The following is a 24410-nucleotide window of genomic DNA, read 5'->3' on the forward strand; positions in this document are numbered from 1 at the left end:
CCCCATCTTCCAATGCGGCTGAGGGGAACCCATGTCATTGAAGTCCTGTGCGATTGCCTTACTGGCGATGTTTGCTTCGCCTTGTATAGCAGCAGATACGAATATGAAAAATCTCGACTTCGATCTGGCAAAGGTGACCCGCGACAATTTCTACGACATCATTGTTCCCGCCGCGAAGGCCGAGGGTACGGTAACGATGTACAATTTCGCTGGCAGCTTCAGCGATACGTGGCAGGAACTGATCACCCGCTTCAAAGCCAAATATGGCATCAACGTCGAATATCACGACGTCAATGGCGAGCAGGCCAACCAGCAACTCATTGTCGTTCAGCAGGCCGGGCAGGATGCGCCTGTGGATGCCTATTTCACAGGAGGGGGAAGCTTTCCGCTTCTCTCTTCGAAAGGCGTGATAGGCAATATTGCGCTGACCAAGATCTTGCCGAATATGAGGAGCTACGATCCGACGCTTGCCGACACTGTTTTCGGCAAACCGCACGGCGGCAGCTTTCCGTTGGTTCACCTCAATCAGACGGCGATCGGCTATGACGCTGCTTTCGTCAAGCCGGAGGAAGTCCCGAAGAATTTCGACGAACTGCTCGTGTGGGCCGAGAAGCATCCAAAACGTCTTGGCGTCACCCTTCCGTCCAAGGGTGGATCCGGCAGCGGGTTCATCTACTCCGTGGCGCTCAGCTACCTCACCGGTGATTGCCGCAAGCAATTGACCAACTATGCCCAGACCGCTCAGGAAGCCGAAGATTGGGCTATGAAATCGGATTGTCTCGATCCGGTGTGGAGCTACTACCGCCGCCTGCTGTCCGTCGCCGAACTCACCAATGGCAATGCCGACACACTCAACCTGATCAATAATCAACAGTTGTACATGGGCACGGTCTGGGAAGACCAGGTGATGACCTTCCTCTCGACGAAACAACTGCCTGATACCTTTCGCCTCACCTTGCTGGAAAAAGGCCAGGTCGGTTCGGGCGACGCCATGATCGTGCCAGCCAACGCCAAGCATGTTGCGGCAGCACTCCTGCTGGTCGACATGGCGATGAGCAAGGAATTCCAGCTTTGGAAGTTGGAAAACAAGGCCTCGCGGTCCCCTCGCACCGACGTGACGGACAACCTGATCTCCGCATCCGCCCAAACCCACATGCTGCCGGCCAGCGTCTATCCGCGCCTCTCGGTGCCAGCCTTCTGGGATATGTCGACCGCGCTCGGCGAGGCACTGGACGAAAAAGTGCTCAACCAGTAGCGGCCAACCGACCGGAGACATCTCAGATCGGCCCATCAGCCGTGCTGTGATCTCCGTCGATCAAGGACCAGCATCGCCCCCGGCCGGAGTAGATAGCCATGAGCGAACTCGAAATCACCGATATATCCAAGGCCTACGGCCTGAGCCGGGCGTTGCATCCGGTTTCGATCAGCGTTGAGCGGGGCGAATTTGTAACCATTCTCGGACCGTCTGGATGCGGGAAGTCGACGCTCCTTCGCATTCTGGCGGGCATCACGACACCGAGCAGCGGAAAAGTTCACCTGGCCGGGCGGCGGATCGATACGGCGCCGCCGGAAGCGCGTGACATAGCGATGGTCTTTCAGTCCTACGCACTGTTTCCCCACATGTCGGTGGCGAAAAATCTCGGTTTCGGGCTAAGGATGAAAAAGGTACCCCCAGGGGAGCGCGAGCGCCGCATTGCCCATGCGCTCGAGATCTGCAACCTGACCGGACTTGTCGATCGCATGCCGCGTCAGCTTTCGGGCGGGCAGCAGCAGCGCGTTGCCCTGGCACGGGCCATTGTCATGCAGCCCGGCTTGCTGCTGTTCGATGAGCCACTGTCGAACCTCGACGCCAAGCTGCGCGAAATGCTGCGCCACGAACTGGTCGAACTGCACAGGCGCATCGGCACCACCAGCCTCTATGTCACCCACGACCAGGCCGAAGCGATGGCGATGTCGGACCGCATCGTCGTGATGAACGAAGGCCGGGTGGTGGAGATTGGCACGCCGCTCGATCTCTACCGCTCGCCGAGGCACGCATTCACGGCAGGCTTCCTCGGCCAGACCAACATCATCGCCGTCCATGCCGATGGCAGACATGCGCGGCTTCCCTGGGGGCAGTCGGTGTTGCTCGATTCCGGGTCTGCGGGCGCGGCCCAGATTTCCGTGCGACCGGAAAATATCAAAATCATTGTCGACGCCGAGGGACCCGGCACTGTCACCGCCCTTTCCTTCCTGGGTGCCAGCGCGCTCTACACCATCTCGATTGCCGGCCAGGTGATCAAGGTCAGCAAGGCCGGGGCCGACAACCTGATCGAGGTCGGCAGCAGGGTTGCGCTCGCTCTTCCCGACGTCGCCCATCGTCTCGATGACCGGCCAGCAAGGGAAGCGGCATGATGGGCGTTCTTCTTCGAGACCGGCGCTTCTTTGTGCCGCTGTTGCTGGCGCCGGGCGTTGGCTATTTGCTGCTCTTCTTTGGCGGGCCGCTGTTTTCCACCTTGGTTGGCAGCTTTCTCAATGACGACGGAGTGTTGACGCTGCAGTGGTATGTTCGGATATTTACCAGGCCGTCCATGCTGCGCGGCCTCAAGACGTCGATCTATTACGGCGTCGCACCCGTTATCGTTTCCATTCTCGTGTCGGTGCCACTCGCTCTTTTGATCCGCAGGAGCTTTCTCGGACGCAAGCTTTTCAGCGGCCTGTACAAACTTCCCATGGCGGTGCCCGGCATTATCGTCGGCTTGATGGTCATCGTGATGTTCGAACGCGGCGGCTTTGTCGATCGTGTCATCGCACCTTTTGGCCTCGGTCTTCCCAAGCTGGTGCGCGACGACTGGGGTGTTGGCGTCATTCTGGCCAGCGTCTGGAAACAGATCCCGTTCATGACCTTGATCATCACCAGCGCTTTCGCGGCCATTCCCGAAGATATCCGTTTTGCATCGCGAACCCTCGGCGCATCGCGGATCAAGACGTTCCTGTTCGTCGAGGTGCCGCTTGCCATGCCCGGTATCACAGCTGCAATTCTTCTGACCTTCATCGGCTCGATGGGCTCATATGCCATTCCCGATATCGTCGGTCCGCCCGTTGCCCGGCCGCTCTCGGTCCTGATGGTCAACGAGTTCAATCAGGGACATTTTCCGCAGGTCTATGCGATGGGCATGTTGCTGAGCCTCTTCGCGGTTCTGGTCCTGATGGCCTATTACGCGCTGACCGATCGTATCGGCGCTGGAAATGCGAAGGGAGGCCATCAATGACGCTCTCCATTGCCGCGGCACCACCGCGCCGTCGCCGCTACTTCACACAGGAAGATCGTCTCCCGGTGGCGATCGGCCTTTACGGCGCCCTTTTTCTTGCCATTGCGCTGCCACTGGCACTGATGTTCCTTTGGAGCATTGCGGACGGATGGCAGCCGCCGCTTGTCGTGCCGCGGAACTATACCGCAAGCCGCTGGACGATCATCCTGTCAGATCCGGGCCTTCTGCGGGCCGCAATCAACAGTATCCTGATTGCCGTGGTCGTGACATCGGCAACCGCCTTCCTGGCGCTCCCCACGGCTTGGGCGATGGCCCGCTTTCCATTCCGCCTCAAGCGGTTGGTGGAGATCTTCATTCTTGCGCCGATCATCATTCCGGGCCTCGTTGTGGCGATCGGCATCGGGAAGCTCTTCATGACGCTCGGGCTCTCTTACTCCATCTTAGGCGTGGTCCTCGTGCAGATCGTCGGCACCTTGCCGCTGATGATCCGGCTGATGAGCGCAACGCTCGAAACCATTCCTGACGACGTGATCCATGCCGCACGCTCGCTTGGCGCGGGCACTGCCGGCATCGTTGCCCACATCATACTGCCACTTGCCGTCCCCGGGCTTCTCGCCGGTGGACTGATGTCGTTCATCGGCAGTTTCGAGGAATTCGACAAGTCCTTCATCGTCGGCGCGCCGGTCGTCGAGACGCTGCCGATCAAGCTCTACATGTATCTCGATCCCTATTCGATACAGCTCCCGCTGGCCTCTATCATCTCCTTCATCCTCCTCCTGCCTGCGCTCATCGTTTTCATCATTGCCGGACGCATCCTGCGCGACGACCTGATGGCAGCGGGCATGGGCAAGATCTGATGCGTCCCAACCTGTCGAAAGTCGAAAACTATGCAACACGCGCCTGCCACTGACCGTATTCCTGCTTTCCACGGCGACGTCCTCGAGATGACGACGCGCAGCAACCCCGCGATCCTGACCATCGCCCATCGGGGCGTCTGGAAGACGACGGCGGAAAACTCGCTTGCCTCCATTCGTGCTGCAATCGCGCTCGGCGTCGAGATGGTGGAAATCGACGCCCAGTCGTCCGCCGACGGGGTGCTTGTGGTCATTCATGACGAAACTCTCGATCGAACGACAACGGCAACGGGGAAAGTTGGCAACATGCCGTTTTCCTCCCTCCGTCGCGCCATGCTGCGCGCTGGCGCCGGTGGAGCGCATGCAACCGCCACCGAAGAGTGCGTGCCAACCCTTGCAGAAATGCTCGAAGAAGCGCGCGGACGCATTGCCATCAATATCGATACGAAGTTCATCCGTGATCTGCCGCTCGTCATGAGTACGGTGCTGAGGCTCGGAATGGAGAGACAAGTTCTGGTAAAGACGGATATTGATCCGACGGCGGACCGTTTCGCGCTCATCGACCAGGACTGGTTCGGACGTATTCCACATATGCCGATGTTCCAGGTGCGTCCAAACGGCAAATTTGCGGAGGATCTCCGCCGTATCGAACGGCTTCGCGCGCCGATGATAGAAGTAAAATTTTCCGACATTGCCGATCTCGCCGCAGGCCGCGAAGAACTGGAGCGCCAGAACATCCGGCTATGGATCAACACGCTCGATGTCTCCCATTGCCTCGCCTACAACGACACACGGGCGTTAAGCGAACCAAGTCAGGTTTGGGGCGCGCTGAAGGAAGCCGGGGTCGGCGCAATCCAGACAGACGAAGTTGAGGCATTCAAGGCCTGGTTGACAAGCGATGCCGCGCAAGGCCCCGCATGATGGCAATCGTGGACGGAGGCATGGTCGGTGCATTGACCCTTTTTGTTCAAGCAATCGCTTTTAAGCGCAGGCACCGTGACTTCGTCCCAACCGGCAATCCGATGCTTGCCGATAAGGTCTTTCTCGTTGAGTTCCCGGACCAATGCTGAATGAGAAGAAAAAACGCCGACGATGCGCGCAGCGATCGTCGCCTACCGACAAGCAATATGCTGCCCTTTGCTTCAGGCTCGTGCCCGGCTGGGAAGAGCCCATTCAGGTCCTGCTGATTACGAGCCGTAATTCTGGCCGCTGGATCATCCCGAAAGGCTGGGGCTTTGCCAAGAAAAAACCTCACGAAGTCGCCCAGCGTGAGGCATGGCACGAAGCCGGGGTACGAGGGCGCGTTCGCAAGAAGCCTTGCGGCTACTACACCTACAAGAAAAAGCTGAGTGAGGAGGAGAGCGTCCTGACCGTTGTTCAGGTCCATCTTCTCAACGTTCTCGAACTGGACAGCCAGTTCCCTCAGAAGGATGAGCGGGAACTTCGCTGGTTTTCCCCCGGCGCAGCCGCGGCAGCCGTCCACGAGCCCGATTTGAAGTGCCTGATTTCAAGCGTGCGGGAATTGGCAAACCAGTTCATATGCCCCAAGCCCGATACCTGGTAACTGGTTGACCAACTTTCTGACTTCCGCCGACGTTTGACATCCGCAGTTGGACTGCAAGCGATGTCCACGCGGCTCCTGATGTGCTCGGGGCCGGCGATTGTTCGCGGATCACAGCCGTCGGCGCCTGAGGGGCGCAAGCCGGATCCGACATTCGGTAAAAGCCGTCAGCATCCACCGGTTTCTGTTGTCGATTACCTATCTCGAGCGACATGCCGCTAGCGGAGTGGACGGGTTTGCATTTTTACGGCCGCCGCCTCGATGGAGGCAAGGCGCTCCGGCGCCAGCGCTGAAACGTAAGACCAGGTGATCGAAGCCATGCCGGTGCCAAAGAACGCGATTGCCAAAAAGAGGATAATCAACGGCGGGCTATCATCGAACTGAGCACCAATGATCAGTATGGACAAAGCGATGCCGGTGAGGACCGGAATTTTGCGCGATGCACTGAGGCTGAATTTTGCCCGAAGCAGCGCATCTGACAGGAAGCCCGACACCAACACGCCAGCAAACCGTGCAAGAAACGGTACTGATGCGTAAAATCCCGCCTTGATAAAATCCAGGTGGCGATATTGAACAAGGTAGGTCGGAAACCACCTCAAGAAAAAATTGGCCGATGCCAGATAGCTGAATTGTCCGATGTAGATCCCCCACAGCTTCTTCTTGCTCAGGACAAATTTCAGGTCGTGCCACGAAAATGCACTCCTTCCTGCCTGCTCGCTTTGTAGTCGGTCGCTCAGTTCCGGCACCCCTCCCCTCTCTTTGATGAGATTAAGTTCGGCTTGATTGGTGCCTTTGAAGTGTCGAGGATCCTGTAGATCGTCGCCCAAAGAACGGCTGCGACCAGTCCGAGCATGCCGGTCATGACAAAGACCGGAGGGAGCGCCAACATCTCACTTAAATTCAACAGACGGGGACGATGTTTATCGGTGACTTCGTCGCTGGGGCGCAGCTTCCCGTTTCATGTCCTCATCTAGTTGCTTTACCGCTTGGGAAAATCGAACATTGTCCGATTGTGACCAAAGGCTGGGCTGCGGGGATAGGTCCAATCCAAAATTTGTAGAGGCTTTGCGCAAATTCTCGTTCTCGTGACGACCTCCCCCGGCTCTCCCGTTCCGGAGCCTTCACCGTCTCGGTCACGTCGTTTGGCAGGCCTGCCCGCTTGCCTCCCTCGACCTGTGCCTTCTTCGTCCACGCCTTGAGCGTCTGTGCCGAGCGGCCGATCTATTCTGCGATAAAGGAAAGGGCAGTGCACTGCGACGGATGCCGGGCGTCATGTGACCTGCTCTGGCACCGTTCGCACGGCACGGAGACTTCAGGAGAAAATTTGTTCGCCGTCTTGCGGGGACATAGACCCTGCGTCTCTCGTGGTGGGTCCTGCGACAAACCCGGGCGGTCCATGCGCGTGGATCGAATGGCGATTGCAGCATTTCAGTTCAAACAGTTAGGCATCAAAATAGGCTGATGCTGCGACATGATCTCCCGCTCGGCCAGAACGCGGTGGTCTTGGGTTTTCGTGACGAGGATTGCCGTTAGAGCAGATCGTAAACTCTCAGAATCCAGCTGATCTGGTAGAGCGTTCCGACGATGAGAAACAGTGCCTGGAAACCTTTGCCAGGCACGAACATCGCGGCTACGGCGCAGAACGCAAATATGGACTGGCGAAAAAGATATTCGGTTCCGAGGGCTGCAAAATAGTCTGATCCCTTTATCAGGCTGTCGCCGAGGTCGATGATGAACGTCAGGGCGAAAACGCCATAGAACCAGCGTTTGCGAGCTTCAAAATATTGCTCGTAGCCGCTGTATTCACTCATCTGATCGGGGAAAAGCAGGGCTGTCAACGCCGCGTAGAGCATCGCATAGACAATCAGGAAGAAGTAAATCGGGAAGGTCCATATCGGGACCAGCCTGAGATTGAATTCGTACCACCAGAAATGAATGATGGTGATGAGAAGGAAAACGACCCAGCCCAAATGGATCGGGTAGATCTTGATACTTCCAGGGTGCTGCACGAAGCGCGTCAGGCCATTGACCAATCTCGCCAGACTTAAGCCAAGAACCATCCCGACTATGACACGCACATGTGAGAAGCCTTCGGCGCTCATACCAGCCGCATCCAATGCCATATACGCTTCCTCTCGTTGCGCCGCACGACTGCCCGGCTATCGTCCATGCGGGTGTGTTTACCATAGCGCACCTGGCATCGCTGAAAAGGCCATGCCAGAGCTAGGGTGCGTCTCAACTTCTTGAGGAATATAAATCGTTGCAAAGCCGTTGACATTGGAAGCGCTGCCGACCCGCCTAAATGGATTGGTCGGGGTTGATGATCCCGGCCACGGACACCAAGAGCGTGGTGGTGGTGGAAAAAGCCGTCATCGTCCCGTCCCCAACCGTTCGTTAATAGCAGACTGTATAAAACGAAGCCTACTCGATTGACGCTAAGGACACGTGATGTCGTCTGTGCCTGATTCCGAACTTTTCAACCTCGCCCCAATCGCCATGTGGATCGAAGATTTCAGCGAGGTGAAAAAGCTATTCGATGACTGGCGATTGGAAGGCGTAACCGATATTCGAGGATTCTTGCAAGAGGATCTGTCCCGTGTCGCCGAATGCTCCAGGCGCATTCGCCTCCTCGACGTGAACAGGTGGACGCTCGATCTGGTCGAGGCCAGAGACGTCGAACATCTCCGGGCGAATATGGCCACCGTGTTTCGTGACGACATGCTCGAGACGCATGTGAACGAGCTTGCAGCGCTTTTTGACGGCAAGCCATCGTTTTCAAGCGCGACGGTGAATTACACCCTGACTGGCCGAAGGCTTGATATTCAGCTTCGCGGCATGATTATGCCGGGCGCCGAAGAGACGCTCTCAAGGGTGTTGCTGACGACTGAAGACGTCACGGACCGTGAGACGGCCCGCCGCGCAGAGATTGCGCAACGCAGCTACGCCGAAGGGATTTTTGAACATTCTCCCGTATCTCTCTGGATTGAAGACTTCAGCCAGATCAGGACATTGCTGGAAACCATACGGGATCGCGGGATAACGGATTTCCGCACTTTCATGGACGTCCATCCGGAATTCGTCAGGCAATGCATGAGCGAGATCCGCGTGCTGGACGTCAATCAGGCGACACTCGATCTCTTCTGCGCGGCGGATCGGTCGCAACTTCTTCAGCGGATCACCGAGATTTTCCGGGACGATATGGAAAAGCCGTTTCGGGAGCAACTGATGGAGTTGTGGAATGGCAACCTGCATCACCATCGCGAGGTCGTCAATTATGCGCTCGATGGGTCGCCCCGTCACATCCTGCTGCACTTTTCCGTCTTCCCCGGTTACGAACGCGATTGGTCGAGGGTGCAGGTCGCACTCGCTGACATTACTGCCCGCAAGAAGGCGGAAGCCTATCTCGAATATCTCGGCAAACACGATGTCCTGACAAAGCTCTACAATCGCGCTTTTTACAGCGAAGAATTGAGCCGTCTGGAGCGGAAATCGCTTCAACCCGTCTCGGCCATCATCATCGACCTCAACGGCCTGAAACGCGCCAATGACGAGTACGGGCATGACGTGGGTGACGCTCTGCTGAGGCGGTTCGGCGAAATTCTGAGCGGCGCGATTTCACCCCCCAACCATGCCTGTCGCATCGGCGGCGACGAGTTCGCAGTTCTGATGCCAGGCGCAGACGCCAAGGCCGCAAGCATAGCCGTTGAAACCATCAACGAACTGCTGTCGATCAACAACCAGTTTTATTCCAGCATGCCCCTCAGCATCTCATGCGGTGTCGCAACCAGTCTCGCCGACGACTCCATGGAAGACGTCGTTAAACGCGCAGACCTCAAGATGTACGAAGCAAAACGCGCACATTACGAAAGGCTTCGGAGCCAACTGGGCGTGGCTGACGGGCGACAGAGCCGTGATAGCTGAGATAAGCAGGTTGCCGGCCAACCAGCCGTGAAGCTACAGGCGCATCTGGTTCAGCAGAACCAGCAGCTGCGAGAAATGCTTGATCGCTTTGGCGAGCGCTAGCTGTAACTATCGCATATTCGATAGCGCTTTCCCCAATAGTCGTCCGAAATTTGTTAACCATCGCAGGTTACAGTGCCGATGTCACAATTTGTAGCGCGTCTGTGCCAAAGAGGGCCCGCCATCCACTGCCCGGCGGGCCCTTTTCAATCTACTAATTTCCACCCTACTATGTTGGCTGACTGTTCCACTGGGGAAGGCCGTTAATTGGCTGCGAATTTATCAAATAGTGTAGCTATCGAGTCCGCCCCGAATAAATCCGCGCATATCATTCGACATGTACTACCGCAGCCATACTGTGTAAGAGCAGATTTCGACAGGTGAGCAATGCCGTATTTTCTGGTCACACATACCTCGTTGATCGAGGCGGATGACGAAGCGACCGCTGCGGCAAAAGTTTACGGGGAAATGTGCAAAAGTGAAACGCTGACCTTCAACGTGAAGGCCGATGAGAACCCCGGCACGAAAGTAATTGTTCCGACCTGCGGTGGGACCGATCCGAGTTTCGTCCGTCCGGGTATTTCTACGTCATCGTCAACCGCAACGCAGACCCTTGCGATCACATCCCCTGCTCCCGCCAAGGGACCGATAAATATCCCCGTTGGTCAGAGCGGGGCGGCATTTCGATCGACAAGCACATTGCTATGCGCCGGTACTGGCATTGCCGCGGCTCTCTACCTTGTCGCTCACTATTTGACCTGACCGGGGGAGCGACGAACCGACAAGCTTAAGCGGCAATAAACTCGATCGAATAGTGTGAGTTTATCGCTTGAAGCGACCCCAATCCGGTGGAAGCTCCCCCCACGGAACTCTTTGGGCCGTGATGAGGACGTAAACTACATCGTACTTCCCTATTTGACTTCCGACGATGAAGCGGGAACCAGAGCTTTGGAAATCGGCTCGATCCAACGGTCATTGACGATGTGGTAGTCGTAGGCGCTGAAACTGCTTTCGAACTGCCAGTAGCTCCAAGCAAAGTGATCGGCTTCCGCCGTGCGGGCAACCGTGGAAGACTAAGAGCACCATCGTCACCATCAATCGCAATTTTGCTGAATGGAATGGCGTCTGCAGCGCGACACTGCGGGTTTCACAAAGTCCCGGACAGGGATTTCAGTCAGTCGCGGACAGAAGCGACAGTGGATTCTAGATTGAATCTCGTGAGCGCCGATCTGGCAATTTGTTCTTAACACCTAGGCCGCCATACCCATCCACTCTCATGTTCGCGAACGAATACCCGACCTGTGCATTCCAGGATGATGAGACCGAACGTCTTCATTAAGCCGCGGATCTGATTGCTGAGCTGGGTCGAGATGCTGAGGAGCTGATTGCGAGCGGCCACCAGATAACTTAGAGTTGGACGCGTTTCTTCAATAGGCTTCAATTGTTGATGGCTAACATCGTCTTCTGCGGCATCAGGCGCAAGGACAAAGCCCTTTGAACACACCGACCATATCGTCAATTTGCCAAAACAATCATTGGTACGATATTCTGTCGTTGGTTAGAAAAATAGAATTTTATTGCGCTTTAGCGGGCTGAAGCATCGATTGTCGATCCTTGACAGAGAGCCCCGTCTTTCGCATGCTTGGGGAAGGCTCTGAACCGACAGATTTGGATCGAAATATGCTTTACCCCTCCAACGATCCAACGAAAATGATCGAAGATCTATTGCAGCCGCTCGAGCCGCGGTTGATTGAGATCCGGCGCGACATCCATGCGCATCCGGAAATCGGCTTCGACACCTTCAGGACGGCGCAGCTCGTCGCGGACGAGTTGCGGGCCCTCGGACTTGATCCCAAGACAGGTGTTGGCCGAACAGGTGTGGTTGCGACCATTACCGGCGGTCGTCCCGGACCGTGCGTCATCCTGCGCGCCGACATGGATGCCCTGCCGATAGCAGAGCAGACCGGGCTTGCCTTCGCCTCAACGATCCCCGGCGCCATGCATGCGTGCGGACACGATATTCATACGGCGGCGCTGCTTGGCGCTGCGAGCGCGCTTTTAAGGATTTCGTCCGAGCTTGCCGGATCGATAAGGCTGATTTTTCAACCGGCCGAGGAAACGCAGGAGAGCGGCGCTGCCGCCATGATCGCCGATGGCGCTGCCGACGGTGCCGACCTGGCGGTGGCTTTTCACAATCGTCCGGAAACTCCAGCTGGCAAGATCGTCCTCAACAGAGGCGCCAGCACCGCATCCAGCGACGAGTTCAAGGTGATTGTCCACGGCAAGTCCGGCCATGCGGCCCGCCCGCATGCCGCCATCGACCCCATTGTCGCTGCCGCACACATGATCACCCAGTTGCAGACCCTGATTTCCCGCGAGATGGATCCTTCGACGTCGGCGGTACTGACGATCGGCCATATCCAAGGCGGCGCGACACAGAACATCATTCCCGACAGCTGCATGTTCGAGGGCACGGTTCGATGCCGGTCGCCGGAATCCCGTGACCTGGCAGAGGCCTCCTTCAGCCGGATCTGCCAGGGTGCTGCTGCCGCACTCAACGTATCCGTCGATATCGACTATGTGCGCGGCGCACCGCCGCTGATGAACGACGACCGCCTGGTGGATCGTGCCACGGAAGCGCTCGGAATGCAGTTTGGCGTTCTGCCACTTGTAGAGCAGGGTTCCAGCTTCGGCGCAGAGGACTTTTCCTACTTTTCGGAACGCCTTCCGTCCATCCAGATCTTCATCGGTTCCGGCCAGCCCGGCCGTGACGACCGTGTTCACAATTCCGATTATCAGCCCGACGAATCCTGCATCAAGCAGAGCGCCATCGCCTTGACGCGCGTGGCTGTCGAGCTACTCACCTGACACCCATTCCATACCCTCCTACATATCCGGGATCACACTCATGACCATCACACGCAGCCATTTCCTGCGCCTTGGCCTTGCTGCCATCGCCGCAATCGCCATGACACCTGCAGCCACATTCGCGCAGACCAAAACATCCTACGTGTTCGCGACCGAGGGTGCGTTTCCACCTTTCAACATGACCTCTCCCACGGGCGAATTGAAGGGCTTCGAGATCGACATGATCAACGAGATCGGCAAACGCGCCGGCTTCGATGTGAAGATCATTCCCCAGGCTTGGGACGGAATGATCCAGGGCGTGATCGACGGCAAGTATGACGGCGTGATTGATTCCGTTTCGGTCACCGACAAAAGGCGCGAGGTCATCGACTTCTCGCTACCCTACACCACCGGAGGCTCGACTTTCTTTGTCGCCAAGGACAGCGGTCTCGAACTGCCCGGCAACGGAACGTCCGTCGACCTTGCCGACGATGCAGCGACGCAGCCAGCGATCGCCGACATTGCCAAGGTCCTGGCCGGCAAGACTGTCGGCGTACAGGTGTCGACGATCCAGAGCACGTTTCTCACCAAATATCTCGCCGACAAGGGCGTGACGGTCCGCACGTACCCGAACGGGCCTGATGTCTACCACGACCTTCTCAATGGACGGATCGACGCGGGCATGGCGGCGGAGACCAATGTAGCTGCCTTTCTCGAAAAGAATGCTGCCGAAGCCGTCAAGACCGGCCCGTCGATCAAGGGCGGCGTCATGGGGACAGGGTCGGCCGTCGCTATCCGCAAGGGCAACAAGGATTTGCAGCAGAAGCTCGACAAGGGCCTGAAATCCATGTCCGATGACGGCTCTTTGGCTGAGCTTTCGAAGAAATGGTTCGGTATGGTCATCACGCCAAAGCTCTGAGGCCGACATGCAGGCAGACCTGGCGCTTCTTGGATTTGGGCCCGATGGATGGGGCATGGCGCTGTTTCGCGCCGGCCTTACCACGCTTGCCGTTTCCATCTGCGCCTTTGTCGTCGGCATGCTGCTGGGGACGCTGGTGGCTTGGGCCCGCATCGCCGGAGGCTGGCCGATGCGCAAGATCGCGGTTGCCTACACCGTCGTAATGCGCGGCGTGCCGGACATTCTGGTGATCTATCTCTTCTACTTCGGAGGCCGCCAGATCGTCGCGCTTGTCGGACAGGCGCTCGGCTTTGCCGGCCCTTTCGAGATCAGCGGGTTCGTCGCCGGCATGCTGGCCATCGGTCTGATATCGGCTGCGTACCAGTCGGAGGTGCTTCGCGGCGCCTATCAATCGGTCCCGAAGGGAACGATAGAAGCGGGGCGCGTCGTGGGCATGGGTAACTGGCTGCTGTTTCGTCGCGTCATTGCACCGCAGGCGATGACCACGGCCATTCCCGGCCTTGGCAACCAGTGGCAGTCGGTCATCAAGGAGTCCGCGCTCGTTTCGGTGACCGGGCTGGTGGAGGTCATGCGCCAAGTCTCGGCAGCAGCCGGCTCGACGCAGGAGGATTTCCTGTTCTATTCCGCCGGCGCCGGCGTCTACCTCGTCATTACTACGATCTCCGGCCAGGTCTTTCGCCTCATCGAACGTCGCAGCCTGCACGGCCAATCGGCAGGAGGCTTCTGATGGACATCCAGTTCCTCGCCGATATCGAGAAGCAACTGCTGGTCGGCCTGCCGCTGACGCTCAATCTCGGCATCCTGTCGCTGCTGGGTGGCGGTTGCCTGGCGCTGTTCTTCAATCTCATTCGCGTCAACCCCATCGGTGAAGCCTTCGTCTCGGCCTATGTCTTCCTGTTCAGGGGCACGCCGCTACTTATCCAGATCTTCCTGATCTACTACGGGCTCGCCCATTTCTGGGTGATCCGGCACACATTCCTCTGGCCGTTCTTTCGCGAACCCTATTGGTGTGGCCTGCTGGCGCTGGTGCTGAACGACGCGGCCTACACGACGGAGATTATTCGTGGCGGCCTGCGCGCCGTGCCAAAGGGCCTCATCGAGGCCGGCAGGGTCTCCGGGATGACACGGCTTACGGTCACCCGACGCATCGTGCTGCCCATCGCCTTCCGCCAGGCCCTGCCCTCCTATTCAAGCGAGGTCATTTCAATGCTGAAATCGACCGCGCTGGTCAGCACCATCACGTTGATGGAGGTCACCGGCATCGCCCGTGCGCTGGTGTCTGAAACCTGGCGCGCGATCGAGATATTTCTCTGCGCGGCGGTGATCTACCTCGCCCTGTCCCTCCTCGTGACGCGGGCCGCCGACTGGATCGAGCGCCGCCTCTCTCCTTGGCAGTTTGGAGCATACCGATGACCGCCCTCCCGGCAATTTCCATCAGCGGTCTGCGAAAGCGCTTCGGTGATAACGAGGTGCTGCGCGGTATCGATCTTACAGCTGATGACGGGGACGTCATTTCCCTGATTGGTGCCAGCGGCTCTGGAAAGAGCACACTACTCCGTTGCATTCCGATGCTCGAGATCCCCCATGAGGGCTCGGTGTCCGTCGGGGCAGACCGCATCTCCCCCAGAGCGGGAAGGCTGTCGCGCAATGAGGAGGCGGCTGCCCGGCGCATGCGCAGCCATCTCGGCTTCGTCTTCCAAGGCTTCAACCTTTGGCCGCACCGGACCGTGCTCGAAAATGTCATCGAGGCGCCGATCCATGTCCAGAAACGCCCTCGGGCCGATTGTATCGCGGAGGCATTGGCACTCCTCGAGCGGGTCGGGTTGGCGGAAAAGCGCGATGCTTGGCCGGCTCACCTCTCCGGCGGGCAGCAGCAGCGCGTCGCCATTGCCCGTGCCTTGGCGCAGCATCCTCGCGCCATCCTCTTCGACGAGCCTACCTCGGCGCTCGATCCGGAACTGGTCGGCGAAGTGCTGAAGGTCATTCGCAGCCTTGCCGAGGACGGCATGACCATGCTGATCGTCACCCACGAAATGGGCTTTGCCCGCGAGGTGTCGTCGCGCACGATCTTCCTCGACATGGGCCTGATCGCCGAGGACGGTACGCCGGAAGAGGTTTTCGCCAACCCCAAGTCCGATCGCTGTCGCTCGTTCCTCAGCGGCCACTTCGACCGCAATCGCTGAGGGTACGTGATGCGCGAACCGATCGACAAGAAGAGCCTGCAGGACAATACGGTGGATTGGCTGCGCGATGCCATCGTTCGCGGCGAGTTTCTTCCAGGCGCCACTCTGACCGAGCAGGGACTGGCGCAGCAAGTCGGCGTCGGCCGCGGAACAGTACGCTCGGCTCTCTTTGCACTCGAGGAGAAGGAACTCGTGATGCGAACGCCCTATTCGAGCTGGCATGTCGCCCATCTCGACGCCCGCGAGATCTCTGAAATCTATTCGATGCGGGCTGCCTTCGAAGGCTTGGCAGCCCGCATCGTATCAGAAAGGTGGTGCGCGATCGACACGACGAGGATCACGGAGGCCTTCGACAATCTCGGTGGCGCGGAGGACGGTGGCACCGATGCAAGGCTGGAAGCAGATCTCGGCTTTCACGCCAGCATCGTCGAGGCCGCCAACCACCGGCTTTTGATGCGCCGCCACGCCCAGCTCGCCGACAAGATGGAATGGCTCTATCGTTGGTCGGAGCTGCACTGGCCGCGTCGGCGGCCGCTCGTTGCGGAACACCAGCGTCTCTTCGAGACCCTGATGCAGGAGAACCCGGAGAATGCCGAGAAGGCCGTTCGCGATCATATCGCGGATTCGATAGCGGACGACATCGCCGGCTTTCATGAACTTCAGAGAGCCAACACCCAAAAACAGAAAGTACATCATGGCTGATATCTTGATCCTCGACGGTGGAATGGGGCGCGAACTGGAACGCATCGGCGCTCCCTTCCGTCAGCCTGAATGGTCTGCCCTCGCGCTGATGGAGGCACCTGATATGGTCCGAAAGGTCCACGACAGCTACATCCGCGCCGGTGCCAAGGTCATCACCACCAACAGCTATGCCATCGTCCCCTTTCACATCGGCGAAGCGCGCTTTCGCGAGCGCGGCGAGGAGCTTGCCGCGTTGGCGGGACGCTTGGCACGCGATGCCGCGGGCGCCACAAATGTCAAGGTGGCAGGCTCTCTGCCGCCCGTCTTCGGATCCTATCAGCCTGAGCTCTTCAACGCCGAACTAGCGGCCGATTATCTCGGCGTCCTCGTTCGCGGGATGTCCCCTTACGTCGATTTCTGGCTTGCAGAAACGCAAAGCAGCCTGGAAGAGGCCACCGCGGCCGCGACTTCAATTCGCCAGACCGGCAAGCCGCTCTGGCTTTCGTTCACGCTGCGTGACGATATTCCGTCCGAAGAGATGACTGAACCGCAACTCCGGTCGCATCAGACTGTCGCGGACGCGGCTCGCCTCGCCGCCGCGCTCGGCGCCGAGGCTCTCTTATTCAATTGCTCGATGCCGGAAGTAATGGCTGCCGCACTCAGGGCCGCGCGGGCCGCAGTGCCTTTGCTTCCCCTCGGCGTCTATGCAAACGCCTTCGGCTCTCAGGATGAAGACGGTGCTGCCAACGAGGTCGTCTCTGCGGTGAGGACTGACCTTGACGCACAATCCTATTGCAATTGGGGCAACCATTGGATCGAAGCCGGCGCGACGATCATCGGTGGCTGCTGCGGCATAGGAACAGATCATATCCACCACCTGACAAACCATTTGGTCTGTGAAGCAACGCGGTAGACGTACCGATGGCGCTGAACGTGGAAGCAGTTGGAGCGGCGCAATGCAAAGCTGCGGGCCGACAGTTGCTTGTCCAACGACGTCCATGATCTGCGTCACGCGGCGATATTGCGCTGCTTGCACAGGATGTGCATTGCTATTTTCATCTCTGGAAAGCGCCATTGCCCGGTACAGAGATGGCTTGTGCAATTGCAAGCGGCGGCCGATTGCTCGGCGGCTTCAACATAGTTAGCGTGACTGGTCGGAAGATCTCCAATATCCTGCCCCCTTTAAAGAACGCCAACCCGCGCCTGCACCGCGCCTCAGGAGATTTGTTTGTCGAACGATAGCGAGAACGGGACTGCCAGTGAGGGCGCGCCTTCCAGAGAAATTTCAGAAGATGACAAGCGGGCGGTGTCGGAGCGGACGTCGGGATCGGCCAAGGTCGTCCACGAGGTGATCCGGCTGCAGGGCGACGAAGAACTCGCCCGGCCGATCATCTCGCTGCTGTTCTCCGGTTTTGCAGCGGGCGTGGCGATCAGCATCTCGCCTCTGGCGGAAGCGTTCATTGGCTTGCGTCTGCCGGATGCACCGTGGCGGGAACTGGTCGTTGCGCTCGGCTACACCGTGGGCTTCGTCATCGTCATCCTCGGCAAGCTCCAGCTGTTCACGGAAACGACGGTGACTGCGGTCCTGCCGCTGGCCACCCACCCGACAGTTCGCAATCTCGGCCGACTGCTCCGGCTGTGGGCGGCGGTATTCCTTGCCAACATGATGGGCACATTTTTCGTGGCAGCCCTTGTCGCCTCGCAGATCATTGTCGGCCCCGAGCAATTGGCAGCGGCCCTGGAGATTTCGAAAGCGGCTCTTGAACATGACTTCGTCACGACACTTCTCCTCGCCACCCCTGCCGGGTTCCTGGTGGCGTCGATTGCATGGATCTTGCCCAATGCAAGGGGCAGCGAGTTCTGGGTGATCCTGCTCATCACCTATGTCATTGCGATTGGCGGGTTCAGCCATGTCGTTGCTGGCTCAGGCGAAGCATGGCTGCTGTTCTTGAGCGGTCAGACGACGCTCTGGGAGGCTGCCGGCGGGTTTATCCTGCCGGCGCTGATCGGCAACATCATTGGGGGTACAGGCCTCTTTGCGGTGGTGGCCCACGGCCAAGTTCGCGACGAAATCACGTAAGCGCTATCATCGGCGTGCACAGCGGGCGGGCTAACCGTGCCGGACCTATTGCAATCCGGCCACGCGAAATTTCGATCCGCGTGCAGCATTAGCGCGCAGATCGCGCCTTGCCTATTTCCTCCCGAAGAAAAGTGCCTACATGCCCAGACTTCCAACGAGGAGGTTGATATGGCCGAAGTTGCGGCGCCCAGGGTAAATCGCTCCATTCTCCAGGAACTCATCGCCGGGCTGAGCGACGGCATCATCCTTGTCGATCCCGACGGCTCGATCGCCTGGGCCAATTTAGCAGCGTTGAAGATGCACCGGGTCGAGGCGGTTAAGGATCTCGGCGAGGACGCAAAGGGCTACCGCCGCAATTTCACGCTGCGGTACCGGAACAACCATCCCCTGGAAGAGGGACAATATCCGATCGAGCGCCTGCTCGTGGGCGAGACGGTCGACGACGTGACGGTGGAGCTCTCACCGTCTTCGGATCTCGACCTCGTCTGGGTGCACACTGTGCGCAGCCTCGCGATCTCGGATGGTGGCGACAAGCCAGATGTCCTCGTGCTGATCATGCGGGACGAGACACCGCGCTTCGAAGCCGAGGAAAGGTTCGAGCGGGCTTTCAACGCCAACCCGGCACCCGGCCTGATCTGCCGTCTCGACGATCACCGCTTCATCCGCGTCAACCAGGGCTTCCTGGAGATGACCGGCTTTGCCAAGGAAGATGTCGTCGGCAAGAGCGTCGAGGCCCTCGGTCTGTTTTCCAACTGCGAAACCGGCGAAGATGCATTGACGAAGCTGAATGAGGGCCGCGTCATTCGCCACCGCGAGGCCCTGGTGCCGTTGCCCGATGGTGGCGACCGGCTGGTGATCGTCGCCGGCGAGCCGATTTCGGTGGTCGAAGAACCCTGTATGCTTTTCACCTTTGCCGATCTGGATGGTCGCAGGAAGGCCCAGAATGCCCTGCGGCAAAGCGAGGAGCGGTTCTCGAAATCCTTCCGGCTGTCGCCTGCGCCAGCGGCCATTTCCCGGCTCGACGACTTCGTCTTCATGGAAGCAAACGACGCCTTCCTGCAGATCTCCGGATATGCTGCCGGCGAGGTCGTCGGGCGGACGGCCGGCGAACTCCATCTCTGGGAGGACGTCGCCGCGCGCCGGACAATCGAGCAGAAGCTGCGCGACAACACCATTATTCGAAACGAGCCGATGCAGATGAAGCAGAAGGCCGGGGGCGCTGCTGAATGCCTCGTCTCCGCCGAGCGGGTGGAAATCAACGACCAGCAATGCGTCATCTGGGCCCTGCAGGACGTGACCGAGCGACGGCGCAGCGAGGCCGAGCTCGTCGAGGCCATTGAAAGCGTCATGGCGGATACCTCCTGGTTCAGCCGTTCGATCGTTGACCGTCTTGCGACCCTCAAGCACAGTTCGACCGGCCGCGCGCCGACGGCGCAACTGTTCGAGCTGAGTGACCGCGAGCGGGAGATCCTGGGGCTGATCTGCAGCGGCCACAGCGATCAGGAGATGGGAGAACGCCTGCACCTGTCGAAGAATACTATCCGAAACCACGTTGCCTCGCTCTACGCCAAGATCGGCGTCAACCGCCGGGCGGCAGCGGTCATCTGGGCAAGGGAACGGGGCTTTACGGGTTTGCCCGAGGGCCAGGGTAAATCTCCAAAGTCTAACGTTGCTACCCCAGCCAAAAAAAGTACTAAATTGACGAAAAAAGGTCACTAGCTACTAGCGGGATTGGTATTTTCCAATCTGCAAGACGCCTGTTCGGAGCGCTATCTCCATTTGCATGACGCCGGCCAGACCGGGGTCAGGATAAACAACGCGAATGAAAGGATAGTACAATGGACAAGAACCGTATCGAAGGCGCCGCAAAGGAACTCAAGGGCACGATCAAGGAAACTGTTGGAAAGCTGACCGGCAACGAGCGGCTGGAAGCAGAAGGCAAGGTCGACAAGGCTGCCGGCGAAGTGCAGAGCACCGTTGGCAAGGGCAAGGATGCCGTCAAGGACGCGCTTAAGTAACCGACCGCCACTCCACCGAACCGAGACGATCATTTGGCTCGCCAGACCTGGCGAGCCGAAAATCCCATGGAGCCGAGTTCAAGATGATGTTTTTGCCCTACCCCGCCTTGGCCACCAGTGCATCCAGCGACTGCTCCACCCGGATCGCAATCGAGTGCCTGCTTGCCTATACCTTCGGTCACGAAGACTGCGAGATCGAGGTCGAGGTTGCCAACGGATGCGTGACCCTCAGCGGCCGTGCCCATTCTCACACTGCGGCAGCCAGAGCAGTCGAGGTTGCGGGCGAGTTCACACACATGGCGGTGCACAGCATCATCGAGATCGCCCCGGGCGAATCTTTGCCCTGAACATCTTATCCTCAGCAAACAACAGGAAATCTCAGCATCGCGTCTCGTGGTGCTGAACGAGACCTGAAAAAGGATCAATCACATGAAAAAAGCATTCATCCTCGCCATGGCGGGTAGCCTGGCCCTGTGCTCTGCGGCCTCGGCCACCAGCCCGCACCACCATCGCAAGCACCCGACAAAGCAGGTGGTAACGCAACCGAAGGAACGTCTCGGCACCCTGTCGTGCGAAGTGGCAGGCGGAATCGGCTTGCTGATCGGCTCAAGCAAGGCAGTCACCTGCCAGTTCAAGCAGCGCACCGGTGAGGTCGAACGCTACACCGGGACGATCGGCAAGCTCGGTCTCGATGTCGGCATCACAGGCAAGTCCTACCTCAGCTGGGTCGTCGTCAATACGGCACCGACGAGCGTCGGACAGGGTAGCCTCGCCGGCACCTATGTCGGAGCTTCGGCAGGTGCTTCAGTCGGCCTTGGCCTCGGCGCCAATGCACTGGTCGGCGGCAACTCCAAGAACTTCGGCCTGCAGCCGCTCAGCGCAGAAGTGGGAACCGGCCTGAACGTCGCCGCCGGCGTCTCGCGACTGCAGCTACGCCCTGCAAGCTAAGGCCCACTAGCCTTCACCAAATCCGAAAACAGGGCTTGGCGGCCCTGTTTTCCAATTCGTTCATGTCACAGGTCCTCGCAACCGGCGCGATTTTGACCGTCGTCGGATTTTCCACGCCCGTACGGACGACTTAAACCGCCGCAGGAAATTTAGGCGAGCCGTGCAAATTCCCGACCTCGCTGTTAGCGTGGCAGCTGTCGTGGTCACTCAAAAGCGGTGAGCGGTTCGGGGCAAATTACAGGCGATGTTGTGCTTTTATCCGCCACAAAAATCGCGTCAATCTTGTAAAGCTGGGCGAAGGGTTTGTCGCCTATCAACTTCAAGCCGCCTGGAAGTGCATATCCCACATATTTGTCCGGCTGGTTTGCGTTCATGACAAGAACATAGTCAAAACGCTTTCGCCAATTAGACAGATACGGCGCCAGGACGGATTCCCTTTCGAGCCAAGAAGGGCAACTCAGTACCCCGGTCGATGATAAATTACCTTCTGGCACCGCAATGGAAGACCATGGCGGCAACACCATGAGAGGCTGCTTGCCGCGTGCCGTGAAGACTGCAGGAACGAAGGCTTGTGCGAAGGGTATCGCCAATGTCGGTAGGTGTCGGAACGTGTCTTCGCCCCAGGCATAGTGTCTCTGCCATCCGCCCAGGGGATCGGCGAGCACAAGATGAGCGAGAGGTAGGATGGCCGAACCCGGTGGGACTGATTCCAGTACCGATATGACGTCGTTGGCGTCGTTTTCGCCTTGCCACCAATTGTAGCTTATCCATGCGGTGCGCCCGAAGACAACGAGGGTCAAGGCGAGCATTATGACACGTGCCTCGTGGCGCGCCAGTTTCGGCAGCGGACAGAACATCACCATGCCCGTGAGTGCGGCCATTATGGGAAAGCGCCAGCTTATCCAGCCGGTCCCCACCATGCTGCGGGGGGAAAGGCAGGCGACGATGGTGAGACCGAGTGCAGCTATCGCAAGTCCCGTGTGCATCCTGAACCGGCCAGTGCGGGCGGCGTTGGTGCAGACCAGGACTACAGGGATAAGCAGCATCACATCGACCACGGAGACGTACGTCCAAATCGCCGAGAACAGATTCATCATCTGCCGGGTCGGCGTGGCGTTCCACATCGTCTCCAATCCCAGCGCATTCCCAGGTAAGACCGGCGACCGCAGAAACAACAGAACCGGGAAAATCGCGCAAGCCAGGAAGGCAAGCGCTATCCGAATGGCCAATCTGCTCCAATCGGCCAGTGAACGGCGCAGTTCTAACCGGGGGGAGATTTCGAGACCGCAGATCAGCGCAAGGTAGAACCCCAGTGAGAATAGATGCATTATCGTTAAAAGCAGGGAAGCCAGAAGTCGCCAGACGAATAACGCCCGTCTGTTCCTGACCTGTAAATGCAGATCGACCGATGCAAACAGCAATGCTAAGCCGAGGCCGATCTGGAAGTTGATGAAGCCGCCGATAAGCGTCGCGCACCATGCAAGGTAGAGCATTGCGATCTGCCAGTAGTAAGATCCGCCGAACACCTTACGATGCAGTATTATGGCGCCTATTGGCGGCAGCACGATCGCTGCAAAGAGAATAGCGCGTGCCAGCATACTGACACCGATCAACGGTCCAAGATAACGGGCCATAAGATCTATGCCGAGATTTGTGAAGGTGCCGTGCCAGTCGAGCGCATAGATTTGCGCGAGATGGACTTCCGTAATGCCGCCTGCGATCAGCCACATGCGTGTATAGTGGTTCGCATAATCGAGGAGCGGCGGGAACTTGAACGCCGTCACCATCAGTCCCACAATGCCGAGGAAGGCGAAAATCGAGGTGTTGGTGTTCTGCAGGACCGAATCCGCGGTTCCTTTCGGTGCGGGTTCGGACTGTGGATCTGAGGGCATATCCACAACGAGGTCGACGGGCCTCATCGGACGGCCCTTGCCCTTGCATTCTCCGGCTGTTCGCCTCCATCCTGCAAGGCTGACGCGATTGCCCTGCGTCTTCCTGCGGCGTCTAAATCTGAGAAATCGCTGGTTAACGTCAGATCTCGTCCATTTTGCAGCAGGCTCTCGATCATGAACATTGGACGTCGTTTGCTTTCCTGCACCAATCGCCCCAAATATTCGCCAATAATTCCAATGCATATCAACTGGATGGCGCTGAAAGCTGTGACGGCACACATGATACTGGACCAGCCAACGATCGTGTCACCAGAGAGCCACCGTGCGATCGAAAAGATGAGCAGCAAAAATGCAATGCCCGCAGTCGCAAGCCCGAGGATAGTACTGACACGCAACGGAGTTGTCGAAAAACTCGTCACGGCGTCCAACGCGAAGCCGATCATTTTGCGCAGAGGATATTTGGTTTCGCCGGCAAAACGTGCGTCGCGTTCGTAGGGCAAGGCAACTTGTCGCCCGCCGATCCAGCTGACCATGCCTCGTATGAACCGATCACGCTCCGGCATAGCCATCAGGATATCAACAACCCGGCGGCGCATCAGCCGGAAGTCGCCCGTGTCGCGCGGTATCGTGACCGATGCCAGCCGGGAAAGAAGACGGTAAAAAAGCGAAGCCGAGGCACGCTTGAACCACGTTTCGCCCTGACGTTGACAACGCTGGCCGTAGACCACATCGGCGCCACCATCCATGATCGGCATCATCATCAACAACAGTTCCGGCGGATCCTGCAGATCTGCATCGATCAAGAGGATACGCTCGCCGCAGCATGCAGCGAGCCCAGCGGTAGCCGCCAGCTGGTGGCCATGATTACGCATCAGGCGTACCCCAAGGATCTGGGGCACGAGTGCTGTCATTGCAGCAATTATATTCCAAGTTTCGTCGCTGGAGCCGTCATCGACCAAAACAATCTCGAAATCCTCACCGGCTACCGATCGAGCCGCCGCTACGCAGCGACGGCAGAATTCCGATATCCCCTCCTGCTCGTTGTAGCAGGGTGCAACAATTGAGAGGATGAGTGGTGAAATATTGGTCATATGCGCTCGTCAATGTTCAGCTCGTAGCCTAACCTTCAAAGGTCAAGACTTTCTTGCAAAGCAGCAGAAATGCTCAATCACGGCTACCGCTATCCTTCGACATTCGGATGTTGCGCAGAGTCTTG

24 protein-coding genes and 1 pseudogene are annotated in these 24410 nt (G+C 58.4%); 20 read left to right on the top strand and 5 right to left on the bottom strand.

The window, feature by feature from the left end; translation table 11 throughout:
* Window positions 1-31 precede the first annotated feature (31 nt).
* From PR018_RS24220 to PR018_RS24245, 6 genes are all read left to right on the top strand, one after another.
* Complete coding sequence (locus PR018_RS24220) at window positions 32-1255, top strand: extracellular solute-binding protein (RefSeq protein WP_142831440.1); 1224 nt, start codon at window positions 32-34, stop codon at window positions 1253-1255.
* A gap of 98 nt (window positions 1256-1353) precedes the next feature.
* Window positions 1354-2394, top strand: a complete 1041-nt coding sequence (locus tag PR018_RS24225; protein WP_142831439.1) for an ABC transporter ATP-binding protein — start codon at window positions 1354-1356, stop codon at window positions 2392-2394.
* Window positions 2391-3251, top strand: coding sequence for an ABC transporter permease (locus PR018_RS24230; RefSeq protein WP_161990993.1), 861 nt, complete (start codon window positions 2391-2393; stop codon window positions 3249-3251). The genes PR018_RS24225 and PR018_RS24230 overlap by 4 nt, the downstream gene beginning before the upstream one ends.
* Window positions 3248-4108 carry an ABC transporter permease gene (locus PR018_RS24235; RefSeq protein ID WP_142831438.1) on the top strand — a complete coding sequence of 287 codons (861 nt, stop codon included), beginning with the start codon at window positions 3248-3250 and terminating at the stop codon, window positions 4106-4108. Before PR018_RS24230 ends, PR018_RS24235 begins: the two co-directional genes overlap by 4 nt.
* A 30-nt stretch (window positions 4109-4138) precedes the next feature.
* Complete coding sequence (locus PR018_RS24240) at window positions 4139-5026, top strand: glycerophosphodiester phosphodiesterase family protein (RefSeq protein ID WP_244615495.1); 888 nt, start codon at window positions 4139-4141, stop codon at window positions 5024-5026.
* Between the two features lie 142 nt (window positions 5027-5168).
* Window positions 5169-5669, top strand: a complete 501-nt coding sequence (locus PR018_RS24245; RefSeq protein ID WP_142831437.1) for an NUDIX hydrolase — start codon at window positions 5169-5171, stop codon at window positions 5667-5669.
* 215 nt (window positions 5670-5884) lie between these two features.
* Here the strand turns inward: PR018_RS24245 and PR018_RS24250 are convergent, their stop codons facing one another.
* Window positions 5885-6493 (bottom strand): MFS transporter, encoded by a 609-nt coding sequence (locus tag PR018_RS24250; RefSeq protein ID WP_142831436.1) that lies wholly within the window; start codon window positions 6491-6493, stop codon window positions 5885-5887.
* A gap of 702 nt (window positions 6494-7195) precedes the next feature.
* Window positions 7196-7789: a hypothetical protein gene (locus tag PR018_RS24260; RefSeq protein WP_142831435.1), complete on the bottom strand. Its 594-nt coding sequence runs from the start codon at window positions 7787-7789 to the stop codon at window positions 7196-7198.
* 325 nt (window positions 7790-8114) lie between these two features.
* Between PR018_RS24260 and PR018_RS24265 the strand changes: the two genes are divergently transcribed.
* Together PR018_RS24265 and PR018_RS24270 are read left to right on the top strand one after the other, a co-directional pair.
* Window positions 8115-9587 (top strand): sensor domain-containing diguanylate cyclase, encoded by a 1473-nt coding sequence (locus PR018_RS24265; protein ID WP_142831434.1) that lies wholly within the window; start codon window positions 8115-8117, stop codon window positions 9585-9587.
* Window positions 9588-10013: 426 nt separating this feature from the next.
* Entirely contained in the window at window positions 10014-10388 is a 375-nt protein-coding gene (locus PR018_RS24270; RefSeq protein ID WP_142831433.1) for a hypothetical protein, read from the top strand.
* A gap of 517 nt (window positions 10389-10905) precedes the next feature.
* Here PR018_RS24270 and PR018_RS24275 read toward each other — a convergent pair.
* Window positions 10906-11028 (bottom strand): annotated as a pseudogene (locus tag PR018_RS24275) (IS110 family transposase); the annotation flags it as partial.
* 308 nt (window positions 11029-11336) lie between these two features.
* Here PR018_RS24275 and PR018_RS24280 point away from each other — a divergent pair.
* The 12 genes from PR018_RS24280 to PR018_RS24335 all read left to right on the top strand — a co-directional run bounded on the left by PR018_RS24280 (window position 11337) and on the right by PR018_RS24335 (window position 21302).
* Window positions 11337-12494, top strand: coding sequence for a M20 metallopeptidase family protein (locus tag PR018_RS24280; protein WP_202617206.1), 1158 nt, complete (start codon window positions 11337-11339; stop codon window positions 12492-12494).
* Between the two features lie 40 nt (window positions 12495-12534).
* On the top strand, window positions 12535-13392 hold the full coding sequence (locus PR018_RS24285; protein ID WP_142831431.1) for a substrate-binding periplasmic protein: 858 nt from the start codon (window positions 12535-12537) through the stop codon (window positions 13390-13392).
* A gap of 7 nt (window positions 13393-13399) precedes the next feature.
* Entirely contained in the window at window positions 13400-14119 is a 720-nt protein-coding gene (locus PR018_RS24290; protein ID WP_142831430.1) for an ABC transporter permease, read from the top strand.
* On the top strand, window positions 14119-14805 hold the full coding sequence (locus PR018_RS24295) for an ABC transporter permease (RefSeq protein ID WP_142831429.1): 687 nt from the start codon (window positions 14119-14121) through the stop codon (window positions 14803-14805). The genes PR018_RS24290 and PR018_RS24295 overlap by 1 nt, the downstream gene beginning before the upstream one ends.
* Complete coding sequence (locus PR018_RS24300; RefSeq protein ID WP_142831428.1) at window positions 14802-15575, top strand: ABC transporter ATP-binding protein; 774 nt, start codon at window positions 14802-14804, stop codon at window positions 15573-15575. Before PR018_RS24295 ends, PR018_RS24300 begins: the two co-directional genes overlap by 4 nt.
* 9 nt (window positions 15576-15584) lie before the next feature.
* A complete protein-coding gene (locus tag PR018_RS24305; protein ID WP_142831427.1) occupies window positions 15585-16277 on the top strand; it encodes a GntR family transcriptional regulator in 693 nt (230 codons plus the stop codon).
* Entirely contained in the window at window positions 16270-17169 is a 900-nt protein-coding gene (locus PR018_RS24310) for a homocysteine S-methyltransferase family protein (protein WP_142831426.1), read from the top strand. The genes PR018_RS24305 and PR018_RS24310 overlap by 8 nt, the downstream gene beginning before the upstream one ends.
* Window positions 17170-17484: 315 nt before the next feature.
* Entirely contained in the window at window positions 17485-18336 is an 852-nt protein-coding gene (locus PR018_RS24315; protein ID WP_244615494.1) for a formate/nitrite transporter family protein, read from the top strand.
* 168 nt (window positions 18337-18504) lie between these two features.
* The gene (locus tag PR018_RS24320; protein ID WP_142831425.1) at window positions 18505-20055 is read left to right on the top strand and encodes a helix-turn-helix transcriptional regulator; all 1551 of its coding nucleotides are present in this window, start codon (window positions 18505-18507) and stop codon (window positions 20053-20055) included.
* A 119-nt stretch (window positions 20056-20174) separates the two neighbouring features.
* Window positions 20175-20354: a CsbD family protein gene (locus PR018_RS24325; protein WP_111221490.1), complete on the top strand. Its 180-nt coding sequence runs from the start codon at window positions 20175-20177 to the stop codon at window positions 20352-20354.
* A gap of 83 nt (window positions 20355-20437) precedes the next feature.
* Window positions 20438-20701, top strand: a complete 264-nt coding sequence (locus tag PR018_RS24330) for a BON domain-containing protein (protein WP_142831424.1) — start codon at window positions 20438-20440, stop codon at window positions 20699-20701.
* 82 nt (window positions 20702-20783) lie between these two features.
* Window positions 20784-21302 carry a DUF992 domain-containing protein gene (locus PR018_RS24335; RefSeq protein WP_142831423.1) on the top strand — a complete coding sequence of 173 codons (519 nt, stop codon included), beginning with the start codon at window positions 20784-20786 and terminating at the stop codon, window positions 21300-21302.
* Window positions 21303-21505: 203 nt separating this feature from the next.
* On the opposite strand, the gene PR018_RS24340 is transcribed toward PR018_RS24335, so the two are convergent.
* Both PR018_RS24340 and PR018_RS24345 read right to left on the bottom strand, forming a co-directional pair.
* Window positions 21506-23194, bottom strand: coding sequence for a hypothetical protein (locus PR018_RS24340; protein WP_142831452.1), 1689 nt, complete (start codon window positions 23192-23194; stop codon window positions 21506-21508).
* 23 nt (window positions 23195-23217) lie between these two features.
* Window positions 23218-24285, bottom strand: coding sequence for a glycosyltransferase family 2 protein (locus PR018_RS24345; protein WP_142831422.1), 1068 nt, complete (start codon window positions 24283-24285; stop codon window positions 23218-23220).
* Between the last annotated feature and the right edge of the window lie 125 nt (window positions 24286-24410).

This window comes from Rhizobium rhododendri, from assembly GCF_007000325.2.
Taxonomy (GTDB): Bacteria; Pseudomonadota; Alphaproteobacteria; order Rhizobiales; family Rhizobiaceae; genus Rhizobium; species Rhizobium rhododendri.